Source organism: Rhodococcus sp. MT28, assembly GCF_058792695.1.
This window is the reverse complement of sequence record NZ_JBXAFD010000006.1, coordinates 274,138-295,006: the sequence shown is the minus strand read 5'-3', so window position 1 is coordinate 295,006 and position 20,869 is coordinate 274,138. Positions and strand designations below refer to the sequence as shown.

The following is a 20,869-nucleotide window of genomic DNA, read 5'->3' as shown; positions in this document are numbered from 1 at the left end:
ATCCATGAGCATTCCTGACATCACGCTGAATTCCGGAACCGCGATCCCGCAACTCGGCCTCGGAGTCTGGCAGGCCACCAACGACGAAACCGAGCATGCAGTACGGTTCGCACTCGACGAGGCTGGCTACCGGCACATCGACACCGCTGCCGCCTACGGAAACGAAGAGGGCGTCGGACGAGGTATCGCCAACTCGTCCGTCGCGCGAGAGGACATCTTCCTCACCACGAAGCTCTGGAATGCAGATCAGGGCTACGAGCCGGCGTTGAAGGCTTTCGACACCAGCATCGACAAGCTCGGCGTCGACTACGTCGATCTCTACCTCATCCACTGGCCTCTGCAGGACAACGACCGACTCCTCCGCACGTGGGACGCACTAGAAAAGATCGCGGAATCGGGCCGCGCCAAGGCAATCGGGGTGTGCAACTTCGAGCCGCATCATCTGCAGCTTCTCGTCGAACGCGGTGGATTGTTGCCCGCAGTCGATCAGGTGGAACTGCACCCGCACCTCACGCAGCACGCCATTCGCGACAAGGCCGCCGAGCACGGGATCAAGGTCGAATCGTGGAGCCCACTCGGCGGTACCAGTAACGCAGGTTGGGGTAAGGCGTCCAAGCCCAACACCCTGCTCACCGACCCGATCATCACACGAATCGGTGACCGCCACAGCAAGACTGCCGCGCAGGTCCTGATCCGTTGGCACCTTCAGAACGGCCTGATCGTCATCCCGAAATCCGTACACGATGCTCGAATCGCTCAGAACATCGACGTATTCGACTTCGAACTCACCGATCTCGACCTGAGCGAAATCGACACTCTCGACGACGGCACCCGCGTCGGCGCGCATCCCGATGAACTCAACATCGGTGCACCGAACTGATCAAGCCGCTCGTTTGGTGGGGCGAAGCGCATCGAATCCGTTTCGCCTCACCATCGTTCCGAGGGTCTTCCACCACGGCCGAGCCGGATCCGGCTCGCTTCCGTCGCCCATCCGGTGCAGCTGATCGGTATGCCACTGCAGGTCGAGTGCACCGTCGAGCATCGAGATGTCGGCAACCTTCCCCAACAACTTCCGCGCTCCGAACTCAACAGTCGGCACGGTCAATCGTTCCCGATCCGATTCCAGGAGAACGGTTGCCGCGTCGGGGATCGTGATCGTCGGCCGGCCGAGGCCGATCACGTCGCACGCGCCGGAAGCCAGTGCCTCGACCATCGCCGATCGCGAGCGGAAGCCGCCGGTGACCGCCAAGGGAATGTCGCCGGCAATCGCTCGGACTGTCTCGGCGTACTCGAGGAAATATGCCTCTCGATCCCGAGTGCTCTGCTTCTGCGCTTTACCCATCATGGCCGGCGATTCATAACTGCCACCGCTGATCTCGATGAGATCCACCGACTCTTCGGTCAACGCGCGCACTACTTCTCGCGACTCGTCTTCCGAGAATCCACCTCGTTGGAAATCAGCCGAGTTGAGCTTGACCGAGACCGCGAATCCCGGAGCAACGGCAGAGCGTATGCGCCGAACGATCTCGATCAGAAAGCGTCGTCGACGCTCGGGATCTCCACCCCACTCGTCCGTCCGCTGATTGGACAAGGGCGAAAGGAACTGCGCAACAAGATAACCGTGCGCTGCGTGTATCTGCACGCCGCCGAAGCCGGAGGACTCGGCGACGCGAGCGGTTTCCGCGAACTTGTCGATGATCTCGTCGATCTCAGCGGTCGAGAGTTCTCGCGGCGTCGCCATTCCCGGAATCTTCAGCGCGATCGCGCTCGGGGCGACCGGTCTACCTCTGCTGGCAATCGGGTTGGATTGCCGCCCTGGGTGGTTCAGCTGCATCCAGATCTCGGCGCCGCCGTTCTTGGCGGTCTTGGCCCAGGCAGTCAGTGCTTCGGCATCACGATCGTCGTCGACGACGACATTGCCCGGTTCGGCGATCTGCGATCGATCGACCATGACATTGCCGGTGATCAGCAAACCGAACCCGCCACTGCCCCAACGACCGTACAGCGTTTCCAAGCGAGTGGACGGTCCATGAGTGCGGTCACCCAGAGCCTCGCTGAGCGCAGCTTTCATGGTCCGATTCCGCAGGATCTGCCCGCAGGGCAAAGTCAACGATTCTCCGAGTGTGGTCATGGATGCCTCTCGTATGAAGGGAAGAAAGTCAATGGCGTGGCGCAGAACCGAAGTGCCGCTTGGTATCGCGCACGAAGCTCGAGAAGATCAGCGAGTTGACCGGTAGCCCGCCGCGCACCGCGAGCGACAGCTTCGGACGCGGCGAGAATGCAAAATTCCACTGCAGTCTCGAACCCACTGCGAGCTCGTCGACGCGGTAGTCCTCCGCGAAGGATTGGAACAGCGGAACATTGGACTGTTCGACGTAAAACGAGTGCCGACGCGTTTCGTCGTCCCAGGTGATGAACTTTTCGCGCATCTGCATCGCACCGCCGCCCACCTCCGCGATTCGGCGCGTGCCGACGCCGTAGGGGCGCGGCGAGGTGTAGTGCACTTTTGTGAGCAGTCGGCACCACGACAAAGGCTCGTCGGCGGTCAGACCGGCCCAGACGGCGTCAGGTTCGGCGGCGAGATCGATCGAGTACGTGAAGATATGCGGTGCCGTGTCGAAGAAATCGACACCGACCGGTTCGAGGTCGAACCAATGTGTCATCGCCTACTCCTGCCCAATTAGCCGTTACATGAAGTTACGGATACTTGACGACCGAAGTCAACCCCCGAAGGCTCAGCGGGACCAAGCCTCAGAACGAGAGAGCCCCTGCAGTGAAGCGATGACCTGTTCGAGCGGCTCGATACTTCGAGTCGTCTGGCACACCGCCACTGCACCTTCGACCGACGTGATCGTCAGGTTTGCCATCGATTTTGCCTGCACTGCAGGATAACCCGCAGTTTCGAGTTGCGATTCGATCAACTTCTGCCATCCCAGCATGACCTCAGCCGACACTTCCGCGACTTCTGGCTCACTGGCACGCGCCAACCCGCCGGCAATCACCGGGCAGCCGATCGCGAAGTCCGAGCGTGTGAGATTGAGTCGCCAGATGTCTCCGACCGCTTCGATCACGTCGGCCGTGGAACCGGTAGCCGCAGCCGAGCTGATTCGTCTGGTGATGATCGCACCGGCCGCGCGCACAGCTTCGACCATCAACTCCGTCTTGCCGCCTGGAAAGTGATGGTAGATCGACCCACGGGGCGCGCCGCTGTGCTTGATGACGTCGCTGAAGGATGTCGCATCGACGCCGTTGCGGCTGATCAGTTCGACCGCACTACGAATCATGCGATCACGTGAGCTCAGCTCTGCCATGTCACAGATCCTTCGGCCGTCGGTACACCTGTCGACTCATACGCTACGTTATGTATGACGACCTACATAGTGATGGGATGAAACAATGAGTGACGAGACAACCGCGACCGTCGATCCGGCGCAGATGACAGGCCTCGAACTTCTCCGCTGGATGGGAACGCAGGTCAACGACCGGCCCAGCATCGGACGCCTCCTCGGCATGGAGATGCGCGAGGTCAACGAAGGATCCGTGAGCTTCGCCCTGACCCCGCGCGCCGATTTCAGCAACCCGCTCGGCACTGTGCACGGCGGCATCTGCGCAACGCTGCTCGACTCGGTCATGGGCTGCGCGGTACACACGATGCTTCCGGCCGGCGTCGGCTACACGACCCTCGAACTCAAGCTCAACTACATCCGCACGGTGCCTCTCGACGGTGACGAACTGACAGCCCACGGCAGCGTCATTCACGTGGGCGGGCGTACCGCGACGGCAGAGGGCAAGGTCCTCGACAAAAACGGCAAGTTGGTGGCGCATGGAACCACGACGTGCATGATTTTTCGCTAAGCCCGACGTGAGCAGGGTGCGAGTGCCGATGTACGATCGGCTCGTGACCCTGCTCACTGCGCACCTCTGGTGGCCCGACCGCTGACGGTCAGCCGCAACTGCGTGCTGCCCGGACCGATATCGGGTGGTCCAGCAGGCTCCTCTCAGGATCCCCGATCCGGCAAATGCCGTACGCGTCGTCGCTACGACCGCCAAGATCAGGTACCGAATCCACGAAGGAGAGTTAGTTGACCACCACCCCACTCAACCGTTCGCTCGAGCCTTTGGGCGTCTCCATCCCGTCGAAAGTGCCGACGCACTGGTACAACCTGGCGGCTGACCTCCCCGAGCCTGTTCCCCCGCACCTGCATCCGGGCACTCGTGAGCCGCTCGGCCCCGAGGACTTGGCGCCGCTGTTCCCGATGAACCTCATCGCGCAGGAAGTCGCAACCGAGCGCTACATCGAGATCCCGGAGACGGTTCGCGAGATCTACGGCATGTGGAGGCCCTCTCCCCTGTTCCGCGCGCATCGACTCGAGCGCGCTCTCGGCACACCTGCCCGCATCTACTACAAGTACGAAGGCGTGAGCCCGGTCGGTTCACACAAGCCGAATACTGCTGTCGCGCAGGCTTACTACAACGCAATCGAGGGAACCACCAAGCTCACCACCGAAACCGGTGCGGGACAGTGGGGTGCGTCGCTGTCGTTCGCGGGCGCGCTGCTCGGACTCGACGTCGAGGTATGGCAGGTTCGCTCGTCCTTCGATTCGAAGCCGTACCGACGCATCCAGATGGAGGCGTACGGCGGAATCTGTCACCCGTCGCCTTCGGACCTGACGGAAGCCGGACGCGCACTGTTGAAGTCGCATCCCGACACCACCGGCTCGCTCGGTATGGCCATCAGTGAGGCCGTCGAGGTCGCTGCGCAGGATCCGAACACGCACTACTCACTCGGTAGCGTGCTGAACCACGTCATGCTGCACCAGACCGTGATCGGTCAGGAAGCAATGGTCCAGCTCGAAGAAGCCGGCGACGCCGTCCCCGACACCGTGTTCGGTTGCGCCGGTGGCGGTTCCAACCTCGCCGGACTCACCTTCCCGTTCCTGGGACGAAACCTTCGCGAAGGCACCAAGACTCGTCTGGTCGCCTGCGAGCCGTCGGCATGCCCGTCCCTCACCCAGGGCGAGTACCGCTACGACTTCGGTGATGTCGCCGGCCTGACGCCGCTGCTCAAGATGCACACTCTGGGTAAGGATTTCGTACCGCCGGCCATCCATGCCGGTGGCCTCCGCTACCACGGCATGTCGCCGATGGTCTCGCACGCGGTCAACCTCGGACTCATGGATGCAATTGCCGTCGATCAGGACGACGCACTCCAGGCAGGTCTGATTTTCGCCCGCGCCGAAGGAATCATCCCGGCTCCGGAATCCACCCACGCGGTTGCCGGCGCTATCGCTCACGCCCGTGCCGTCACCGAACCCGAGGTGATCGTGATCGGGCTGTCCGGCAACGGTCAGTTGGATCTTCCGGCGTACTCGCCTTACGTCTGACGCCGTCGGTGTGGTGGTCTCGTGCGTACGAGGCCACCACACTTCGTCACACCGAGCACGTGGGCTCGATCTCGCGATCGACATCGTGCCGGCCGTCCGCGAAACGAACCGATCAGTTTGATCGATCGGTTACGGTCTTTCGATGCAGCTTCGGTTGAAGGAACATTGGAAACTGGTCGCACTCGGACTGGCATTGCTCGTGGCGATCGCGTTCATCGTCGTATCGGTAATCTCCGACTCCAGTGATGCGGCATGGCCGAAGCAGAAGACAGGCGGTCCGATCGTCGAGCAAGGCGTTGTCGACGTAGACCTCTCCGATCCTCCGCAACAAGCCTGGGAACTCGATGTCCGAGCGCTCACGGACAACCCCGGGGACGTGCTGCTGTCGATGCCTTCCACGCTCGATAGCTACTACGGCTACGGCAACACGTACCAAGTCGGTGACGTGCTGGTGGCCGCGACTGCTTATCCGCTTCCCAAGACCGACGAGTCTTCGTCGAGTCAGGGAGTCGGTGCCGTCACACTCGTCGGGGTGAATCCCGACGACGGAAGTCCGCTGTGGAAAACGCGAATCGGCGGAGTCATCGGCCAGTGCAGCCAACAGAACGAATCCACGATCATCGCGTGCTGGGGCGATCGACGGATGATCTTTGTCGATACCGCGACCGGAACTCTTATGTCCGACCTCGGAACCGACTTCGATCTCAATGGCGCCACCATCGCCGGAGACACCGTGTACACGTCCGGCGAAAGGATGGACGGAACGGTTCGAACACGAATTCTTGCCAGCGGCACCACAACCGATTTGACTGCCAACTTCGTTCGCACCTTCGAACCAAGTGAGAAGTTCGGGGCCGTCTACACGGTCCCTCACACCGACACTGTCATTGCGATGGAACAGGGCGATGGCGGGGACCCACAGTACCGCTATCGAATCTACGATCTGGATTCCGGCGCCGAACGATTCAGATTCGAGGGTGATTCGCTTGCCCCGGCCGGGAACGGATTGTTCCTCACCAGTGTCGGCGGCAGGTCAGGTTATGCAGGAACCCAAAACCTCTTGGCTTCAAATGGATCCACGATTCGTGCGATACCGATTCCCTCGTACTCATCGTCGTCCTACCCAAGTAAGTCCTCGACGGGCCTGCCGATGTTTCTCGGCGACGGCGCCTACGACCCGAATTCCGGTGACGAACTCTGGCGCAGTTCACAAATCGTCAACACCGCGATGGCCGGGATGGGAAGCGCCATCGCCGCGGTGGTAGGAAAAACAATCCTGGTCACGTCTCCCGAGACTCGCACAATCTCGGGTCTCGACATCGAGAGTGGCCGACAGTTGTGGCAAACGCCCTGGCAAGACGCGTACTGGGTTCGCAGCGGGGTAACCGATGGCGACCACTTCGTCTTCAGCGACTACACCGGCATGCACGCGATCCGGGCTCGCGACGGAAAGATGACGTGGTCGGTTCCCCTTCCCCCAGAAGTTGATCCACGCGGAGTCGTCGTCTCGAATGCCGGCAAAAACGTGTCGTTCTCCTGGCAGAACCATTTCACCGTTTGGCGTTAGGCCGGCAACATCACCGATACCGTGTCGTACTGACCAGCCAGTTCAGCAGCAAGCAAATGGCTAGACGTGCAGCATCAATGGCCACAATCCAGTCTGGCGCGTTTGTTCAATTTCGGGGGAACGATCTCGAACAACTGCATATATCTCCGCGACTCCAATTTCGGAAAGATCAGACCAGACCTGCAGTGAAGGGGTGCGTAAAAATCGCACCGACTCAGGTATCTGATCCAACCCAACCGTAAAGGGAGCCAACGGGATGGTCGCGAAATCCCCAATTTGCAGTCGGCAACAAATAGTCCAGTTCGCGCGCAAACATCTGCGTACCGGGGGACCGAACTCAGACCAAATTCGTCGTCATTTCGGTTTGCAAAAACGCGCGTTCTTCACGCAGCTCGACACCCATCTGGACGATTCTGCACTTTCAATGCCCGAAAAAGTTGCACTCCGCCGCATCTGCCGACAGGAGGATAGAAGGTGCCCGATCAAACGTATGAACGTCTCAGCAGGTCAAGCCAACCCACCCCGGCCGATGTACGACGCGCTTCCTTTCCCACCCCAGAACCATCCCGCTTGACGATCGAAAGCCGCCAACTACGTTGAGCCGCTTGATTCTTCCGCAGTCCCCTCTTCTCGGATCGGGATCATCGGAGATCCAACAGCCGCGCGACTTTCAGGCTCAAATGCAAGGCCAACCGGTCGTCGCCGTTTGCCAAGTCTGCTCGTGTTATCTCCTGAATTCGCCGCAAGCGATAGTACAAGCTCCCTCGATGCACACAGAGCGCCTCTGACGTTCGCTTTACGTCACCGGCATTGTCCAAAAAACTCTCCAGCGTCGCGAGAAGAGCCTCACTTTTCGAGTCCTCATGGCTGAGCAAGGACTGCAAACCTGAGTGAATACTGTTCTCGAGTCGATCCTCCGACAGTTCGGCCAGAAGTCCGTAGACGCCGAGATCCCGATAACGCACAACATTTCCGAGCACCTTGACGACCTGGGCCACATCTGCGGAACGTCTGGACTCTTCGTAGGATTCGCGCACGTGTGCAACCGAGGTTCGCGGTTCACCGATACCGACCCAACATTCGATGTTCTGGCGCCCACTTTCAGACAAGACTCGCTCCCGGGCTGCCACGATCAGCGAGACCAGATGGGTTTGAGTCGAGCGTTCGGCCACCGATACGATCAACAGACTGTGGTCGGGGCGGTCGAGTTGGATTGCACTGTTCCGCGGGAGCCTCCGACGAAGCTGATCGACGCCGACGGCAACACTCAGACGATCTCTTTCGGTCAATGTCGACTGGTCGCCAGGACGGAGCAACACAGTGACCACGACTGCTGGACCCGCAGCCAACAAGCCCTCCTCGGCCAACCTGTTTGCCGCGTCCTCGCGCAGCGACCGCTCGCCCGACAGGACGTCTCGAGTAAGTTCCCGCTCCCGACTTCGGGACAACTCGTCCAGCAACTGTTCGCGGTGGAGGATCATCGCTGCCGCATCAGCCGTGCGCCTCAAGACCTCGGCTTGATCCTCGTCAACTTCGCCCTCCGAAGTCAACAGCCAGACGAAGCCCAGCAGCGCATTGCGATATCGGATCGGCATCCCGACCCGGCCAAGGGTCAGCCCTAGTTCTTCGTTGACGGGAACAGTGAAGAGATCGAGGGCTTCACGGCCTCCACTCGCGTAGATGAAGTCTACGATCTCGCGTGAAACATTCCGCTGTAGAACGGAATTCATTCTGACTGAATCGACGGCACTGTCATGCGAGTTGTACGCGAGCAGACGAATCTGTACATCATCGATCGCAACGGAACGGTCCAGTCGGCGCCCGGTAGTGTCCACCAAATGCTGCAGTTCTCCGACCATGGTCGAACTGTACGAGCCCCCTCTCCGGTTTGCAACATATGCCCAAACTTCTACGTAGAAAATTGAACACATGACAGTGATGCAACTAACTTTTGCACCATAGGCTCGCTTCATGCCAAGCACCCGAGACCCGTGACGTCTTCACTCGGTCCGCAAACCGGCAGAAGTGGCAGCGACGAGATCTGTTGCAGCCGTGGGATTTGCGTAATGGGGAGCGAGGCCGGCCGGCACGATCTCCCTCAGACGAAGTCGCCTCCGACCCGAAATCGACAAACGACCTTCGGTCGCCAGTTCAACATCGAATCCCACCGACCTCTTTCAATGTCGAATACCTCGAATGACATCGGTGACCGTGATATCGCAAAGCCGTTGCCATTCAGCACATCCCGAGAGGAATCATCATGACCGGCACAGCAAATGCTCCTGTAGAGCATCAAACCGAGACGTCACCCGGACCTCGATCGGCACGCCGTAGGGCCCTGATTGCCGGCGCGACAGGCAACATCGTCGAATGGTTCGATTTCACGATCTACGGTTTCACTGCCGCAGTTCTCGCGACAGTGTTCTTCCCTCCGGAGTTCGGCAGTGGCGCACTGCTTGCCACCTTCGCTCTTTACGGAGTCGCATTCTTGGCCAGACCTGCCGGCGGCATATTCTTCGGAAGACTGGGTGACCGCCTCGGCCGACGGAGGTCACTGTCCCTGGCAATTACGCTCATGGGCTGCTCGACGGCGGCAATCGGTCTCCTACCGACGTACGCTTCGATCGGTGTTGCCGCACCGCTGTTGCTGCTGCTGTGCCGATTGGTTCAAGGATTCTCGGCCGGGGGCGAATACACCGGAGCTGCCACCTTCGTCGTCGAGCATGCGCCGTCCCACCGCCGAGGCTTGTACGCAGGGATAATCAGCTCTTCGTCATTTGTCGGCAGCATCTTGGCCACGGTCACAGTCTTGTCATTCAGCTCGGTCGGCGCTGAGCACTTCGCCGACGGAGGATGGCGTTGGCCGTTCATCATCGGAGGCGTTGTCGCCATGGTGGGCCTGTTCATGAGGCTTGCCGTCGAGGAGACTCCGGCGTTCAAGGAAATGCAAGAAAACGATTCCCTTCCAACCCGCCCACTCGCAGATCTGTTCCGCAATCACTGGCGGACTCTGCTCACGTCCTTCGTGTACTTCGCCTCGCTCGGTGTCGTTACTCATATGCTGCTCGGCTACATGCCGACATTTCTGATTCTTTCAGCCGACGTTTCGAGCACGGTGGCACTGCTGATGACAACCGGCGCTTTGGTTCTCGCAGTCCCGCTGTTCATCTTCTTCGGCGCCACGGTCGACCGAATCGGCCGGAGACCTCTCGTCAGAATCGGCATGGTGATGTCAGTTTTCGTTTCGGTGCCCAGCTACATGCTCATCGGCACCGGAAACATTTTCGCGATTGCCGTTGCACTGGCTGCTCTGGTCATCGCGCTTTCCCTACTCGCGTCCGCTTTGCTCGTAATCCTCGAAATGATGCCGACGCATGCTCGATTCACCGGCACGGCAATCCCCTACAACATCGCATATGCACTTTTTGCAGGGACCGCTCCTCTGGTGTGCGCAGCACTGGTCAACGCCACTGGAAGCGATCTGTCGCCTGCCTTCTATGCGACCGCCATCGCTTTGATCGCGCTTCCCATTCTGTGGCGAGGGATTCCGGAAACGAAAAACTGGTCTGCCACTCAGGGCAGCCCGACGAAACATTTCTGACAACGGACGCGCCACGGCTGTAATTATTTGCGCAGCTGTCGATAGCGTTCCGATGGCCGCCACGAGAGAGTTGAGGACGACGAACACCTCTGGACTTTCAGGTGCCAAATTCATTAAGGCAGAGCCGAATCCGAGAAGTCGGGATGAAGCTCTCCAGAGGAAGTCGACGGCGTCGGAATTACCAGAACCCAAGCTTGCCGGATCGAACAGCTGTGCTTTCGATCCGGCGAAGCCATCAGTAGAAAGAGAGGCCGAAAGTGCCTACCGACAAGACCGATGCAGTTGTGGTCGGAGCTGGAGTGATCGGCAGCTCCATCGCCTACGAACTGGCCGCTCGAGGCTACGAAGTCCTGGTCATCGACAAGTCTGGTGGTCCGGGCTACGGCTCGACCAGTGCATCCAGTGCGGTTATCCGGTTCAACTACTCCACATTCGACGGTATGGCTGCGGCTTGGGAGTCGCTGCATTGCTGGCAAAACTGGAGCGAGCATCTCAACGCGACAGTCGACGGCGCGCTTGCGAAGTTTCGGCAATGCGGGATGGCACTGCTCGATGTCGACGTCGCGCCCCACGCGCGCACGATCGGATTATTCGAGAAGATAGGAATCGATTACCAGCTTTGGGACGCAACGACACTCGTCGAGAAGATTCCCGGTATCGACGCCGGCAAATACTATCCTCCGAAGCCAGTCGACTCGGAGTCCTTCTTCGCAGATGCCGAAACCACGCTCGGCGCGCTGTACACACCTCAGGCGGGGTTCGTCGACGACCCGCAACTGGCTGCCGCGAATCTTGCTTCGGCAGCACGTTCGCACGGTGCGGTTTTCGCATACAACACGCGTGTATTGGCAGTCGAGCAGTTGCCTGACGGCATCTGGCAGCTAGGGCTCGACGACGGGGAAAGTGTGAAATCCAAGATTGTCGTCAATGCCGCCGGCCCCTGGTCAGGAGCGTTCAACAAGCTGTCGAACGTCGGGGCCGACTTCAAGGTTTCGGTTCGGCCCTTGCGCCAGGAAGTTCATCACGTCACCGCACCCACTGGCTACAACGACGACGAGATCCTCGGCCCGATGATCGCCGATTTGGATCTCGGAACCTACATGCGAGCCGAACCTGGAAACGGTTTCCTTGTCGGCGGAACCGAACCGGATTGCGATCCGCTCGAGTGGATCGACGACCCTGATACCGCCAACCCGAATCGCACTGTTGCCCGGTTCGAAGCGCAGGTTTTCCGCGCCGCCAGGCGTTTCCCCACCCTGGAGGTCCCGTCACAACCGAAAGGTATTGCCGGCGTGTACGACGCAGCATCCGACTGGACCCCGATCTATGACAAGACAGACAGGCAAGGTTTCTACGTCGCCATGGGCACCAGCGGGAACCAATTCAAAAATGCGCCCATCGCTGGGCGCCTCATGTCCAGGATCATCGACCAGGTGGAAGCTGGACACGATCACGACGCTGATCCCCTGACCTATGTCGGGATGCACACCGGGCTCGAAATCGACCTCGGCGCATTCTCCCGCCTTCGGGCACCCAATGCCGAGTCGACCGGGACGGTCATGGGTTAGAAGTCTTGTCCGGCTTGGAGAATCGATAGCCGCGACAACTGAATAGACACGGCTGTGGGTGTCCGCTACGTGGTGGACACCCACAGCCGACTTCTCCTTCAACGGCGTCTACGGAAAATCGCCCTAGAACGTGTCAGCGGCACATCGCCTCCGGGACGGAGAGCTAACGTGCATGGCAGCTCTTCAAGTAGCTCAGGAACGATGCCTGCAGCCCGGTTACGTGCGTCTCGTGCAACAACGCGGTCGAAACATCCTGCGACCGTCCCTTGCCATGCAACTGCTCCACGACGGCGAGAACGTTGCGTGACAGTCCGCGATAGATCGGAATGGGTCCAGTCAGTTCGGCTTCGTTCAGCGTGACGTGCAGCTGCGGAACAACTGAGCCCACGCCACGCTCGGGCAGTGCCTCGACCAGTGTGTGGATCTGGCTGTCGGCGTTCACAACTCCGGGACTACCCGCACCGAAGGTCGCGAATGGGGGCGCGTCGCGCAGCCATGCGTAGAGGGCGAAAAGGCCTCCGTACGAGTACCCGAAGAGTCCGTGCCCGGACTCGCTGACACGTAGCTCCGACGAGTACAGGCGAGGGTGGAGTTCGTTGGTCAGGAAGTCGAGGAAGACGTCCGCGTGGGTGTCTGCCAGCTCCTCGAGGTAGGCGTCCACATACTCCTGGGTCATTGCACCCGAGTCGCGAGCAGCGGCAAGAGTGGCCGTCATTTCGTCGCCTACCGGTTCCCCGGGCGGCACGAGATCGCGGTTGCGTAGTCGTGCCCAGTTGGCAGCTTCTTCACCGGCATAACCGACGCTGACCTGGATGTACGGGGCGATCGTCAGATACGGGTCTGCCTGCGTGACGATGAGCGGGGCGGTAAGACCTACAGCCCAGTTGCCGTCCATCACGTATATCAGCGGTAAGGGATCCGTGGAGTCCGCGTAGCCGGGGGGTGTGGTCACCCAGATGCCGTAGCTGTACCCCGACTTCGCCGTTATTTCGAAGTACTCCGTGTCTGCAAAACATCCGTGCAGCATTGCGCTCATCGAACCTCTCCCTTCACTACGTGGCCGGCCTTCACGACGAGAACAGCCATGTCCGGATCGGCGAACACCTTGGCGTCGTGGAGCGGGTCTTGCTGCCAGGCGACCATGTCCGCCTGCATTCCGACGCGGATAGTTCCGACGCTTTCCCCGATACCGAGAATGTCGGCATTGACGCTGGTGGCCGAAACGAGTGCATGCATCGGCGACTCCAACTCCGCGCGCAAGTGCAACTCCTCACCTCGGCGCTTTTGGTGCGGCCCGATGAGGTCCGAGCCCAGGCCGATCCTCAGGCCTGCTGCGCGAGAGGCCTCGAGCGCTCTGGCCATGCGTTGACGCACTCCGGCTGCACGCTCTCGTATTGCCGGGTCCAGGTCCATGCTTTCGGTGTCCGCCAACTGCTCGACCACGGCGAAGGTGGGGACAAGTGCCACGTCATGTTCCCGCATCAGCTGGGCCGTCTCCGCATCGATGTCGGTGCCGTGTTCTACGCACCGGACGCCGGCCCGCACCGCGTTGCGAATGCCCGCATTGTTGTGCGCGTGGACCGTGACGTAGGTGCCGCGCGACGCTGCTTCTTCCACTGCCACGGAGATTTCCTCGACGGTGAACTGTGTGTCGGTGAGGCTGTCATGGCCTCCGACGACACCGCCGGTGACGCACAGTTTCAGAAATGTTGCGCCTCGGCGGAACGACTCGCGCACGTTGCGTCGTAGCTCGTCGGCATTACCCGACATCAAGGACAAGGCGCAGAGCCCTGGAATGTGGTGCATGTTCCACAGCTCGGTCGGCTCCCATGCGGCCCCGTAGTAGCCGTGTCCACCGGTCTGGCACTGCACAGGACCGCACGAGAGGACACGCGGACCACGCACCTTGCCGCTCGCAATAACGTCGACGACTCCGCCGTCGATGCCACCGACGTCTCGCACCGTGGTGAAGCCCGCGTCGAGGGCATCGCCCGCGGTGGCGAAGATGCCCGCAGCCAGTTCGGCTGCCGAGAGCTCAAACCCGAATTGCCTTCGGATCGGACTCGAAATACCCAGGTGGACATGAGCATCGATCAGCCCCGGAGTCAGAAGCATGCCGTCCAAGTCAACTGTCGTCGAACCCGACGGCGCCTGTCCGATCGCGGTGACAATGCCGTCACTCACGCACACGTCGACTTCGACCGGGTCGGTACCCGATCCATCCGCGACCATGCCGCCGGCAAACCATACGTCAGTCAAAGGGACCTCCCGAGCATTGGAAACCACTCTCCTAAACACTGGTGAATTCGATATGCGGTACCGTACTCAACAGTGGTGAACCCGTCAATGGAGGTAGCGTGAGATCGCCGGTTGGGGAGGGTCGAGAGCGACTGTTACAGGCACTGTTCGACGAGTTCGGTGAAACCGGCCCAAGCCCGAAGCTGTCGATGCGCCAAGTAGCGGAGCGACTCGGAGTGCACCACACGCTGCTGACCTATCACTTCGGATCACGACCGGGGCTCCTCAGCGCCGTGCTGTCGGAAGCTCGCCGCCGTGACAACCTCGTCATCGCCGCGATGGGCAAGGATCTCGGGTTCGCGGCCCTGTGCAGGGCGATCTGGATCTTCTACTCGAACGCCGAGCACGAAGATCGAAGCCGCACCTTTTTTCACCTGGCCGGACTTGCGGTTTACGAGCACAAAGCATTTCAAGATTTCGCCGCCGACCTCGACGATTTGGCGCACCTCCTCGAAGCGGCGGCCCTCCGCGAAGGGTTCACAATGGTGGACGCAAAGCAGCAGAGCATCATCGCAACCGCATGTCTGCGAGGACTGTTGCTACAGAGGTTGCTCACCCCCGACGCCGAGGTCGACGCGGCAGCCGAGCGCTTCATCACCTCGTTGACAGCGTCCACCACGTAAACCCCTCATACACAACCGATCACCCCCGTTCGAGATCACCGGCGCGGGGGCGTTTTCCCTGGGCTCGGGCATGTTTCGGCGTGAGACGGTTCCCTGAGCCCCGGTTGAATGATGGTCGATCACCCGTTCGACATCTGTACGAGCGAAACGCCGAAAGATGCGACAAGTGAATGTATCCCGGCTCAGCAGACACACGACATCATCGACAAGTCCGATGATTCACATGAGTTTCGAAAGTCAGGATTGAATTGTGACCATTGCCTTCCGTGCCGCAGAGTTGAACAGCGCAAGTGGGATCTTCCAGCAAGCACTGCTCGGCCAACCCAGTGCAGAGCCACTCGGCGGAGACATCATCACTCGTGCAGATGTCGAGTTCACCAGTGACGACGGCCGCATTCAATCCGGAGTCTGGGAGAGCGAACCGGGAAAGTCGCGGTGGGAGTTCCTCACCCGCGGCGAGATCATCACCATCGTCTCCGGCGCCATGACCGTGGAGGAGGACGACGGCGATCCCGTACATCTCGTTGCCGGTACGAGTGCAATCTTCCCAATCGGATGGAAGGGTACGTGGACGGTCACCGAGACCGTACGCAAGGTGTTCGTCGTATACAACGTATGACCGAGAGAATCCGCAACATCCGACTTTCACGGCCCGTCGTACGGACGGATCTCACGACGCAGCCCACTTGCCCTGAGTACCTGTCGCTGCACTCCCGCCCTCACGGAATCCTCGGTGCCGATTACTCTCACATGGTTTCTGGCGCGAGTGATCGCCGTGTACAACAACTCCCGAGTCAGCAGTGACGACGCCTCGGCCGGCAACATCACCGATACGGTGTCGTACTGGCTGCCCTGGCTCCGGTGAATCGTCATCGCGTAAACCGTCTGGACCGACGAGAGTTGGCTCGGGTGAATCAGAAACGCATCACTGCCCCGCTGGAATGCGGCAATAGGCACGCCATCCTCACGCTGCACGATCACCCCGGCATCCCCGTTGTAGATCTTCGCCTCGTAGTCGTTGGCCGTCACCAACAGGGGTTGGCCCGGATACCACCGCGTCGGGTCAAGAAACTGCCCTGATGCCGTGCCGACCCACTCCATCGCCTGCTGCGCCCACCTCCCGACACCGTACGGTCCGTCACGGTGGGCGCACAGAAGGCGGTGCGATTCCAAGCCTTTCAGCGCGCCGATCGCATCACCCACCTCGGCCGACGCCGTCACCACCTCTGAACTCGCAACGATGTCGGCGCGCAATGCGTCAACATCCTCGGGCGAATGGAAGGAGACGGCTGGATCACCGCTGCGCAGGATACGCAGAACCTCAGCGGAATCTCCCGCTCGAACTGCCCTGGCCAACGACGCGATGGTTCCGTCGAAGCGGCGCCCGCGTGAGAGTTGAATGATCCCGCCCCGCAGACGATCCTGTTCATCCGCACTCAATGCCTCTTCGGAACCAGTGGCCGTGAGATCGTCACCCACCAACTGTGTCAGCGTCGGATTTCCACTGACCTTTACCGGGCGGGCGACAAGATCAGCAAGAACAGCGCCCGCGTCGACTGAGGTCAACTGATCGGGATCGCCGACGAGCAGTAGCCGGGCATCGGGGCGAACGGCTTCGAGCAGGCGCGCCATCAACGTGAGGGAGACCATCGACGTCTCGTCGACGACGACCACATCGTAGGGAAGTCTGTTGGTCGCATTGTATTTGAAACGACTCGAACTCCCCCGCTGCCAACCGAGTAGGCGGTGCAGGGTCATGGCCGCGAGTTCTTCGGGAAGGCCAAGGCTCGCGGTCTGCTCACGTACGGACTCCTGCAGCCGTGCTGCGGCTTTACCCGTCGGTGCGGCCAGACCGATGCGAGCATTCGAACCCAATTCCTCCGACAGGAGAGCGAGAATACGTGCGACCGTATGGGTTTTGCCGGTTCCGGGCCCACCGGCGATGACGGTGGTCCACTGTGTCGCGGCGAGAGCAGCTGCTATCCGTTGACGATCCGGCGCGATGGTCGGCCCGTTCTCGTCGACGAACAGCGAATCCAGCCGCGATCGGACCGCTTTCAGGTCGGCGGGCGGCCACGTGGACGCCCGCTCGTCGAGCACTCGCCGAATCGTCTGCTCCTGCAGAAAATATCGATCGAGGTAGAGGAGTTCACCGTCGTCCGTGTCGACCAACCGGAGCGGTCTGAGAGGTCCGGCGTTTCCGCCGATCACCAGAGGGCTCAGCCGAAGGGCGGCAACGATCTCCGACGGTTCGGGCCACGGCAACGACGTAAGTTCCTCCTCCGTCGCATTGTCGACGCTCACATCACGCATCCGTCGTAGATCGAGGCACACCGAACCTGATCGCACGGCCCGAACTGCCAACGCCGCGGCCAGCATCACTTCTTCGGAAGTTTCACCGCCCAGGCTGCACACTCTCGTCGCGACATGAACATCGGCGGCAACCAGAACCCCGGCTTCGTTGAAGATTCGCACGATCCCTTTGGCGCGCTGCGCCAATTGCGCCTCGGTCATCGAATCTTCTCCCCTACTGTGTGGGACGCATCAAGACCGGCCAGCAGATCCGATAGTTCAACCGTCAGCTGAGCAGGCGGTTTCCATTCGAAGACACCGCATTCCGGCGGGCTGTCCGGGCCGAGCATCCCACGCACGAATTGATACTGCGCGCCCCCGAGATGACGGTGCGGATCGTAGTCGGGCAGGCGCCACCGCAGATACCGATGCAGTGCAACCGAATACAGCAGTGCCTGCAGCGGATAGTGCGAGCGCATCATCTCCGTCGCCATGAGTTCACGCGTGTAGTTGGCAGCCGTCAGATCGCCGCGACCGATCCGGTTGGTCTTGTAATCGACGATCACGAACGACGGGCCCGGGATCCGCAAGACTGCGTCGATACTGCCCGTCAGGAATCCGCGCATCGGTGACGTCTCGACACGGTCCAGATAGTCGGCGTACGACGCCAGAATGTCGTCGGAGGAAAGGTGGCGCCTCAACAGTTCCGATACTCCGCGGAGTGTGACACTCATCGACACCGGATCGTCGCCACCGGCCAGTGGGAGTTCGAAATCGAGTTCGGGAAGACGATCTTTCGGCGCGATCGTGGCCAAGGTTCCGAATCCCAAGGGAGTCTGCATCACCAGATACAGCGCATCCGCGAGTGCTTCGGAGTCGACCTCGGCCGCCCGTACCGAGACCGCCTCGGCGCAACGCATCCCGAGTTCCGCTCTCAGATCTGCCACAGCCGTGTCCACCACCTCGAGCACCTCATGCACCAGCGTGCCGAATGCGGCGCCCGCGGGAAGTCCGTTCATGGGTGAAGGGAACGCCTCCAGGGGCGAGGGGGTAATGCTCCCGAGGTCTACGGAATCCTCTGGCTCGTCGTCTTTTTCGGGATCCTCGACCTCACTGCCCGTGGTCGTGACCGCGTGGTGCGCTCCGGCGGTGAGTGCCGAGTACGACGTACGACGCCACAGAGTGTCCAGGTCTCGATCGAAACGCGCCGCGGCCAGTTCGGTCACGTCCGCAGCCGCTCTGGACCAGTGGACGGGCGAGGGCGGATGGGGACCAACAGGTTCCACCGAGATCACGTCGGAAGCTGCTGCCGGCCAGGTTGCGAGCCGTGCTGCGGTTGTACCGTCGTCGAGCACCTTCACTACCCGAGCAGGTTCGGCGATGCCGGGTGTACGTCCGAGCATCAACCGGTGCAGCGGCGAGCGGGAGGTCCCGTAGCTGGGTGCCCACCAGAGCACGAGTTGGCACTGCGCCCGGGTCAGCGCCACGTACAGCAGCCGCAGTTCTTCGCCCGCTTCTTCGGCCTCCGCAACAGTCTTTCTGGCGTTGTACCCCGGGCCTTCCTGCCCGCCGACGTCGAGGATGCGGCGTCCCTCCGGGTCGTGCAACAGCTGCGTCGGCGAGTTGAAGCCGCCAACGCTCTCCCAACTGAACGGGACGTAGACGATCGGGAACTCGAGCCCTTTGGTGGCATGCACCGTAGCGATTTGCACTGCGGCAGCGTCACTGTCGAGGCGACGGCTTCTGTCGGTCGCACTCCCGGACGTCGGATCCTTGATCCGGTCGGAAAGCCAGCGAACCAGTGCGCTCAACCCGAACGCTTCCTCGGTCGCGACGCGACCGAGGAGTTGTGCGACGTGCCGCAGATCGGTGAAATCTCGTTCGCCGGACGGGGCCGCGAGTACACGCTTCTCCAGATTTGTTTCGGCAGAGATTCTTTCGAACACAGCCGCAAACCCGACGCGTGCGAACAGCCCGGAATAGGAGCGCAGTTTACCTGCAAGTTCTGCAACGACGTTGTCGCCGTCCTTGTCCAGTTCTTCGGAGGTGCGCCCGAAAATTGGTGAGAGGGCCGTCAACCGGACACGATCGGAGCGATGGGGCTGCTCGATCGCCTGCAACAGCCACAGCCACTGGGTCGCACTGGGTGTCGCGAAAACACTGGACCCTCCGGTCAATACGGAAGGTACACCGACGGCATCGAGAGCATCGCGGATCATCGCCACGTGCTTGTGGGTGCGCACCAACACCGCGACGTCTCCTGGTTCGACCGGGCGTGGATCACCGTCGACTGCCAAGCGGGCATCGCCGCCCAGGAGGGCGACCACGTCTGCTGCGACGTCGTCCGCGACGCGACTGCGAAGTCTGCCTACGGCCGGAAATCCCGAACGATTGAGCGGGCCGGCTCCGGTACGGGGCAGATGGCGTACACGCATCGGCACCGGGCCGAACAACCGAGACTTCTTGTGCGAAGCCTCCACTGGATGCGCGACGATGCCTTCGTTGCCGAGTGCGGCACCACCGTAGAGGTGTTCGAGTGCCGCCAACAACCCTGGGTCGCTACGCCAATTGGTGGTCAACTCCTGGTGCGCATCCGCCTGATCGACCGCATCGAGATAACTCAGGACTTCTGCCCCGCGGAACGCATAGATGGCTTGCTTGGGATCACCGACCAGGACCAGGGTGGTGTGTCCGTGGAAGGCCAACCGCAGAATGTCCCACTGCAACGGATCGGTGTCCTGGAACTCGTCGATCAGCACGACCTTGAACTTTTCGCGCACCCGACGACACGCGACGGGACCGTATTCCGGATCGGTCAATACGCCGTGCAGCAGCGTCAGGAGATCGTTGAAGTCGCGAATTCCTTTGGTCCGCTTACGTCGTTCGACCTCGAGGCGAGCAGCAGCCGCGAAGAGGACGCGCTGACCGGGTGCGGTCTCCTCCTCGCCGTCGGGTTCGAGAATTGCCTGACCATCGCCGACTGCGCTTCGGGCGATGGCCAGCGCGTCCTTCGTGGAGAACGGTGGAGACGAGTCCGTCCGACTGTAGCGGCTGAGGTACAAATCCGAGACGACTTCACTGATCAGGTCGTCGACCGACTCCACAAAAGTTGTGTCCGGCTCACGTTCCCCGGCGATGCCGAGTCCGTCGAGCATCCTCTGACAGAAACTGTGGGTGGTCGTGATGGTGCCGGCGTCGAACTCCGCGAGAGCGCGCAGGAGTCGGCGACGCCGCACGCCGATCTCCTCGTCGTCAACTGTGGCGAGGTATGCCACCAGATCATCATCCGACCGCCTCGCCGACTCCGGGTCGACCAGAGCGGCGGACACTCCCGCGAACCTCTCCCTGGCACGCTCACGAAGTTCCTGAGTGGCGGCCCTGCTGAATGTCACCAGCAGAACTTGCGATATGTCGGCGAGACCTTCGGCTACACAACGGGTCGCAAGTCCGACGATCGCGTAGGTCTTGCCGGTTCCGGCGCTCGCTTCCAACACCGTAGTGCCGGTCGGCAGTGGCCCCAGAAGATCGAAGTCCAC

At 61.1% G+C, this 20,869-nt stretch carries 16 protein-coding genes; 8 read left to right on the top strand and 8 right to left on the bottom strand.

Annotation, left to right across the window (positions count from 1 at the left end; genetic code table 11):
- Positions 1–4 precede the first annotated feature (4 nt).
- Positions 5–880 (top strand): aldo/keto reductase, encoded by an 876-nt coding sequence (locus tag AC1Q6C_RS23880; protein WP_064112448.1) that lies wholly within the window; start codon positions 5–7, stop codon positions 878–880.
- Here AC1Q6C_RS23880 and AC1Q6C_RS23875 read toward each other — a convergent pair whose 3' ends face one another.
- From AC1Q6C_RS23875 to AC1Q6C_RS23865, 3 genes are all read right to left on the bottom strand, one after another.
- The gene (locus AC1Q6C_RS23875; protein WP_007734160.1) at positions 881–2,131 is read right to left on the bottom strand and encodes an NADH:flavin oxidoreductase/NADH oxidase family protein; all 1,251 of its coding nucleotides are present in this window, start codon (positions 2,129–2,131) and stop codon (positions 881–883) included.
- Between the two features lie 28 nt (positions 2,132–2,159).
- A complete protein-coding gene (locus tag AC1Q6C_RS23870) occupies positions 2,160–2,663 on the bottom strand; it encodes an SRPBCC family protein (protein ID WP_019746932.1) in 504 nt (167 codons plus the stop codon).
- A 72-nt stretch (positions 2,664–2,735) separates the two neighbouring features.
- Positions 2,736–3,311 (bottom strand): TetR/AcrR family transcriptional regulator, encoded by a 576-nt coding sequence (locus AC1Q6C_RS23865; protein ID WP_007734151.1) that lies wholly within the window; start codon positions 3,309–3,311, stop codon positions 2,736–2,738.
- A gap of 85 nt (positions 3,312–3,396) precedes the next feature.
- Between AC1Q6C_RS23865 and AC1Q6C_RS23860 the strand changes: the two genes are divergently transcribed.
- The 3 genes from AC1Q6C_RS23860 to AC1Q6C_RS23850 all read left to right on the top strand — a co-directional run bounded on the left by AC1Q6C_RS23860 (position 3,397) and on the right by AC1Q6C_RS23850 (position 6,951).
- Positions 3,397–3,855: a PaaI family thioesterase gene (locus tag AC1Q6C_RS23860; protein ID WP_003945940.1), complete on the top strand. Its 459-nt coding sequence runs from the start codon at positions 3,397–3,399 to the stop codon at positions 3,853–3,855.
- 227 nt (positions 3,856–4,082) lie between these two features.
- Positions 4,083–5,384: a TrpB-like pyridoxal phosphate-dependent enzyme gene (locus AC1Q6C_RS23855; protein WP_003945451.1), complete on the top strand. Its 1,302-nt coding sequence runs from the start codon at positions 4,083–4,085 to the stop codon at positions 5,382–5,384.
- A gap of 142 nt (positions 5,385–5,526) precedes the next feature.
- Positions 5,527–6,951: an outer membrane protein assembly factor BamB family protein gene (locus AC1Q6C_RS23850; protein WP_492666849.1), complete on the top strand. Its 1,425-nt coding sequence runs from the start codon at positions 5,527–5,529 to the stop codon at positions 6,949–6,951.
- A 641-nt stretch (positions 6,952–7,592) separates the two neighbouring features.
- Here AC1Q6C_RS23850 and AC1Q6C_RS23845 read toward each other — a convergent pair.
- Positions 7,593–8,810, bottom strand: a complete 1,218-nt coding sequence (locus AC1Q6C_RS23845; RefSeq protein WP_007734149.1) for a PucR family transcriptional regulator — start codon at positions 8,808–8,810, stop codon at positions 7,593–7,595.
- A gap of 401 nt (positions 8,811–9,211) precedes the next feature.
- On the opposite strand from AC1Q6C_RS23845, the gene AC1Q6C_RS23840 reads away from it, so the two are divergent.
- Both AC1Q6C_RS23840 and AC1Q6C_RS23835 read left to right on the top strand, forming a co-directional pair.
- On the top strand, positions 9,212–10,552 hold the full coding sequence (locus AC1Q6C_RS23840; protein WP_042920482.1) for an MFS transporter: 1,341 nt from the start codon (positions 9,212–9,214) through the stop codon (positions 10,550–10,552).
- Between the two features lie 257 nt (positions 10,553–10,809).
- The gene (locus AC1Q6C_RS23835) at positions 10,810–12,120 is read left to right on the top strand and encodes an NAD(P)/FAD-dependent oxidoreductase (RefSeq protein WP_042920484.1); all 1,311 of its coding nucleotides are present in this window, start codon (positions 10,810–10,812) and stop codon (positions 12,118–12,120) included.
- A gap of 163 nt (positions 12,121–12,283) precedes the next feature.
- On the opposite strand, the gene AC1Q6C_RS23830 is transcribed toward AC1Q6C_RS23835, so the two are convergent.
- Complete coding sequence (locus AC1Q6C_RS23830; RefSeq protein ID WP_020906257.1) at positions 12,284–13,156, bottom strand: alpha/beta hydrolase; 873 nt, start codon at positions 13,154–13,156, stop codon at positions 12,284–12,286.
- Positions 13,153–14,379, bottom strand: a complete 1,227-nt coding sequence (locus AC1Q6C_RS23825; protein ID WP_492666848.1) for a metal-dependent hydrolase family protein — start codon at positions 14,377–14,379, stop codon at positions 13,153–13,155. The genes AC1Q6C_RS23830 and AC1Q6C_RS23825 overlap by 4 nt, the downstream gene beginning before the upstream one ends.
- Before the next feature lie 98 nt (positions 14,380–14,477).
- Between AC1Q6C_RS23825 and AC1Q6C_RS23820 the strand changes: the two genes are divergently transcribed.
- Entirely contained in the window at positions 14,478–15,041 is a 564-nt protein-coding gene (locus AC1Q6C_RS23820; protein WP_492666847.1) for a TetR/AcrR family transcriptional regulator, read from the top strand.
- Between the two features lie 250 nt (positions 15,042–15,291).
- Complete coding sequence (locus tag AC1Q6C_RS23815; protein ID WP_058039220.1) at positions 15,292–15,660, top strand: cupin domain-containing protein; 369 nt, start codon at positions 15,292–15,294, stop codon at positions 15,658–15,660.
- A 26-nt stretch (positions 15,661–15,686) separates the two neighbouring features.
- On the opposite strand, the gene recD is transcribed toward AC1Q6C_RS23815, so the two are convergent.
- Both recD and AC1Q6C_RS23805 read right to left on the bottom strand, forming a co-directional pair.
- Positions 15,687–17,555: an exodeoxyribonuclease V subunit alpha gene (gene recD, locus AC1Q6C_RS23810; protein ID WP_069146985.1), complete on the bottom strand. Its 1,869-nt coding sequence runs from the start codon at positions 17,553–17,555 to the stop codon at positions 15,687–15,689.
- Positions 17,552–20,869, bottom strand: coding sequence for a UvrD-helicase domain-containing protein (locus AC1Q6C_RS23805; protein WP_492666846.1), 3,318 nt, complete (start codon positions 20,867–20,869; stop codon positions 17,552–17,554). Before AC1Q6C_RS23805 ends, recD begins: the two co-directional genes overlap by 4 nt.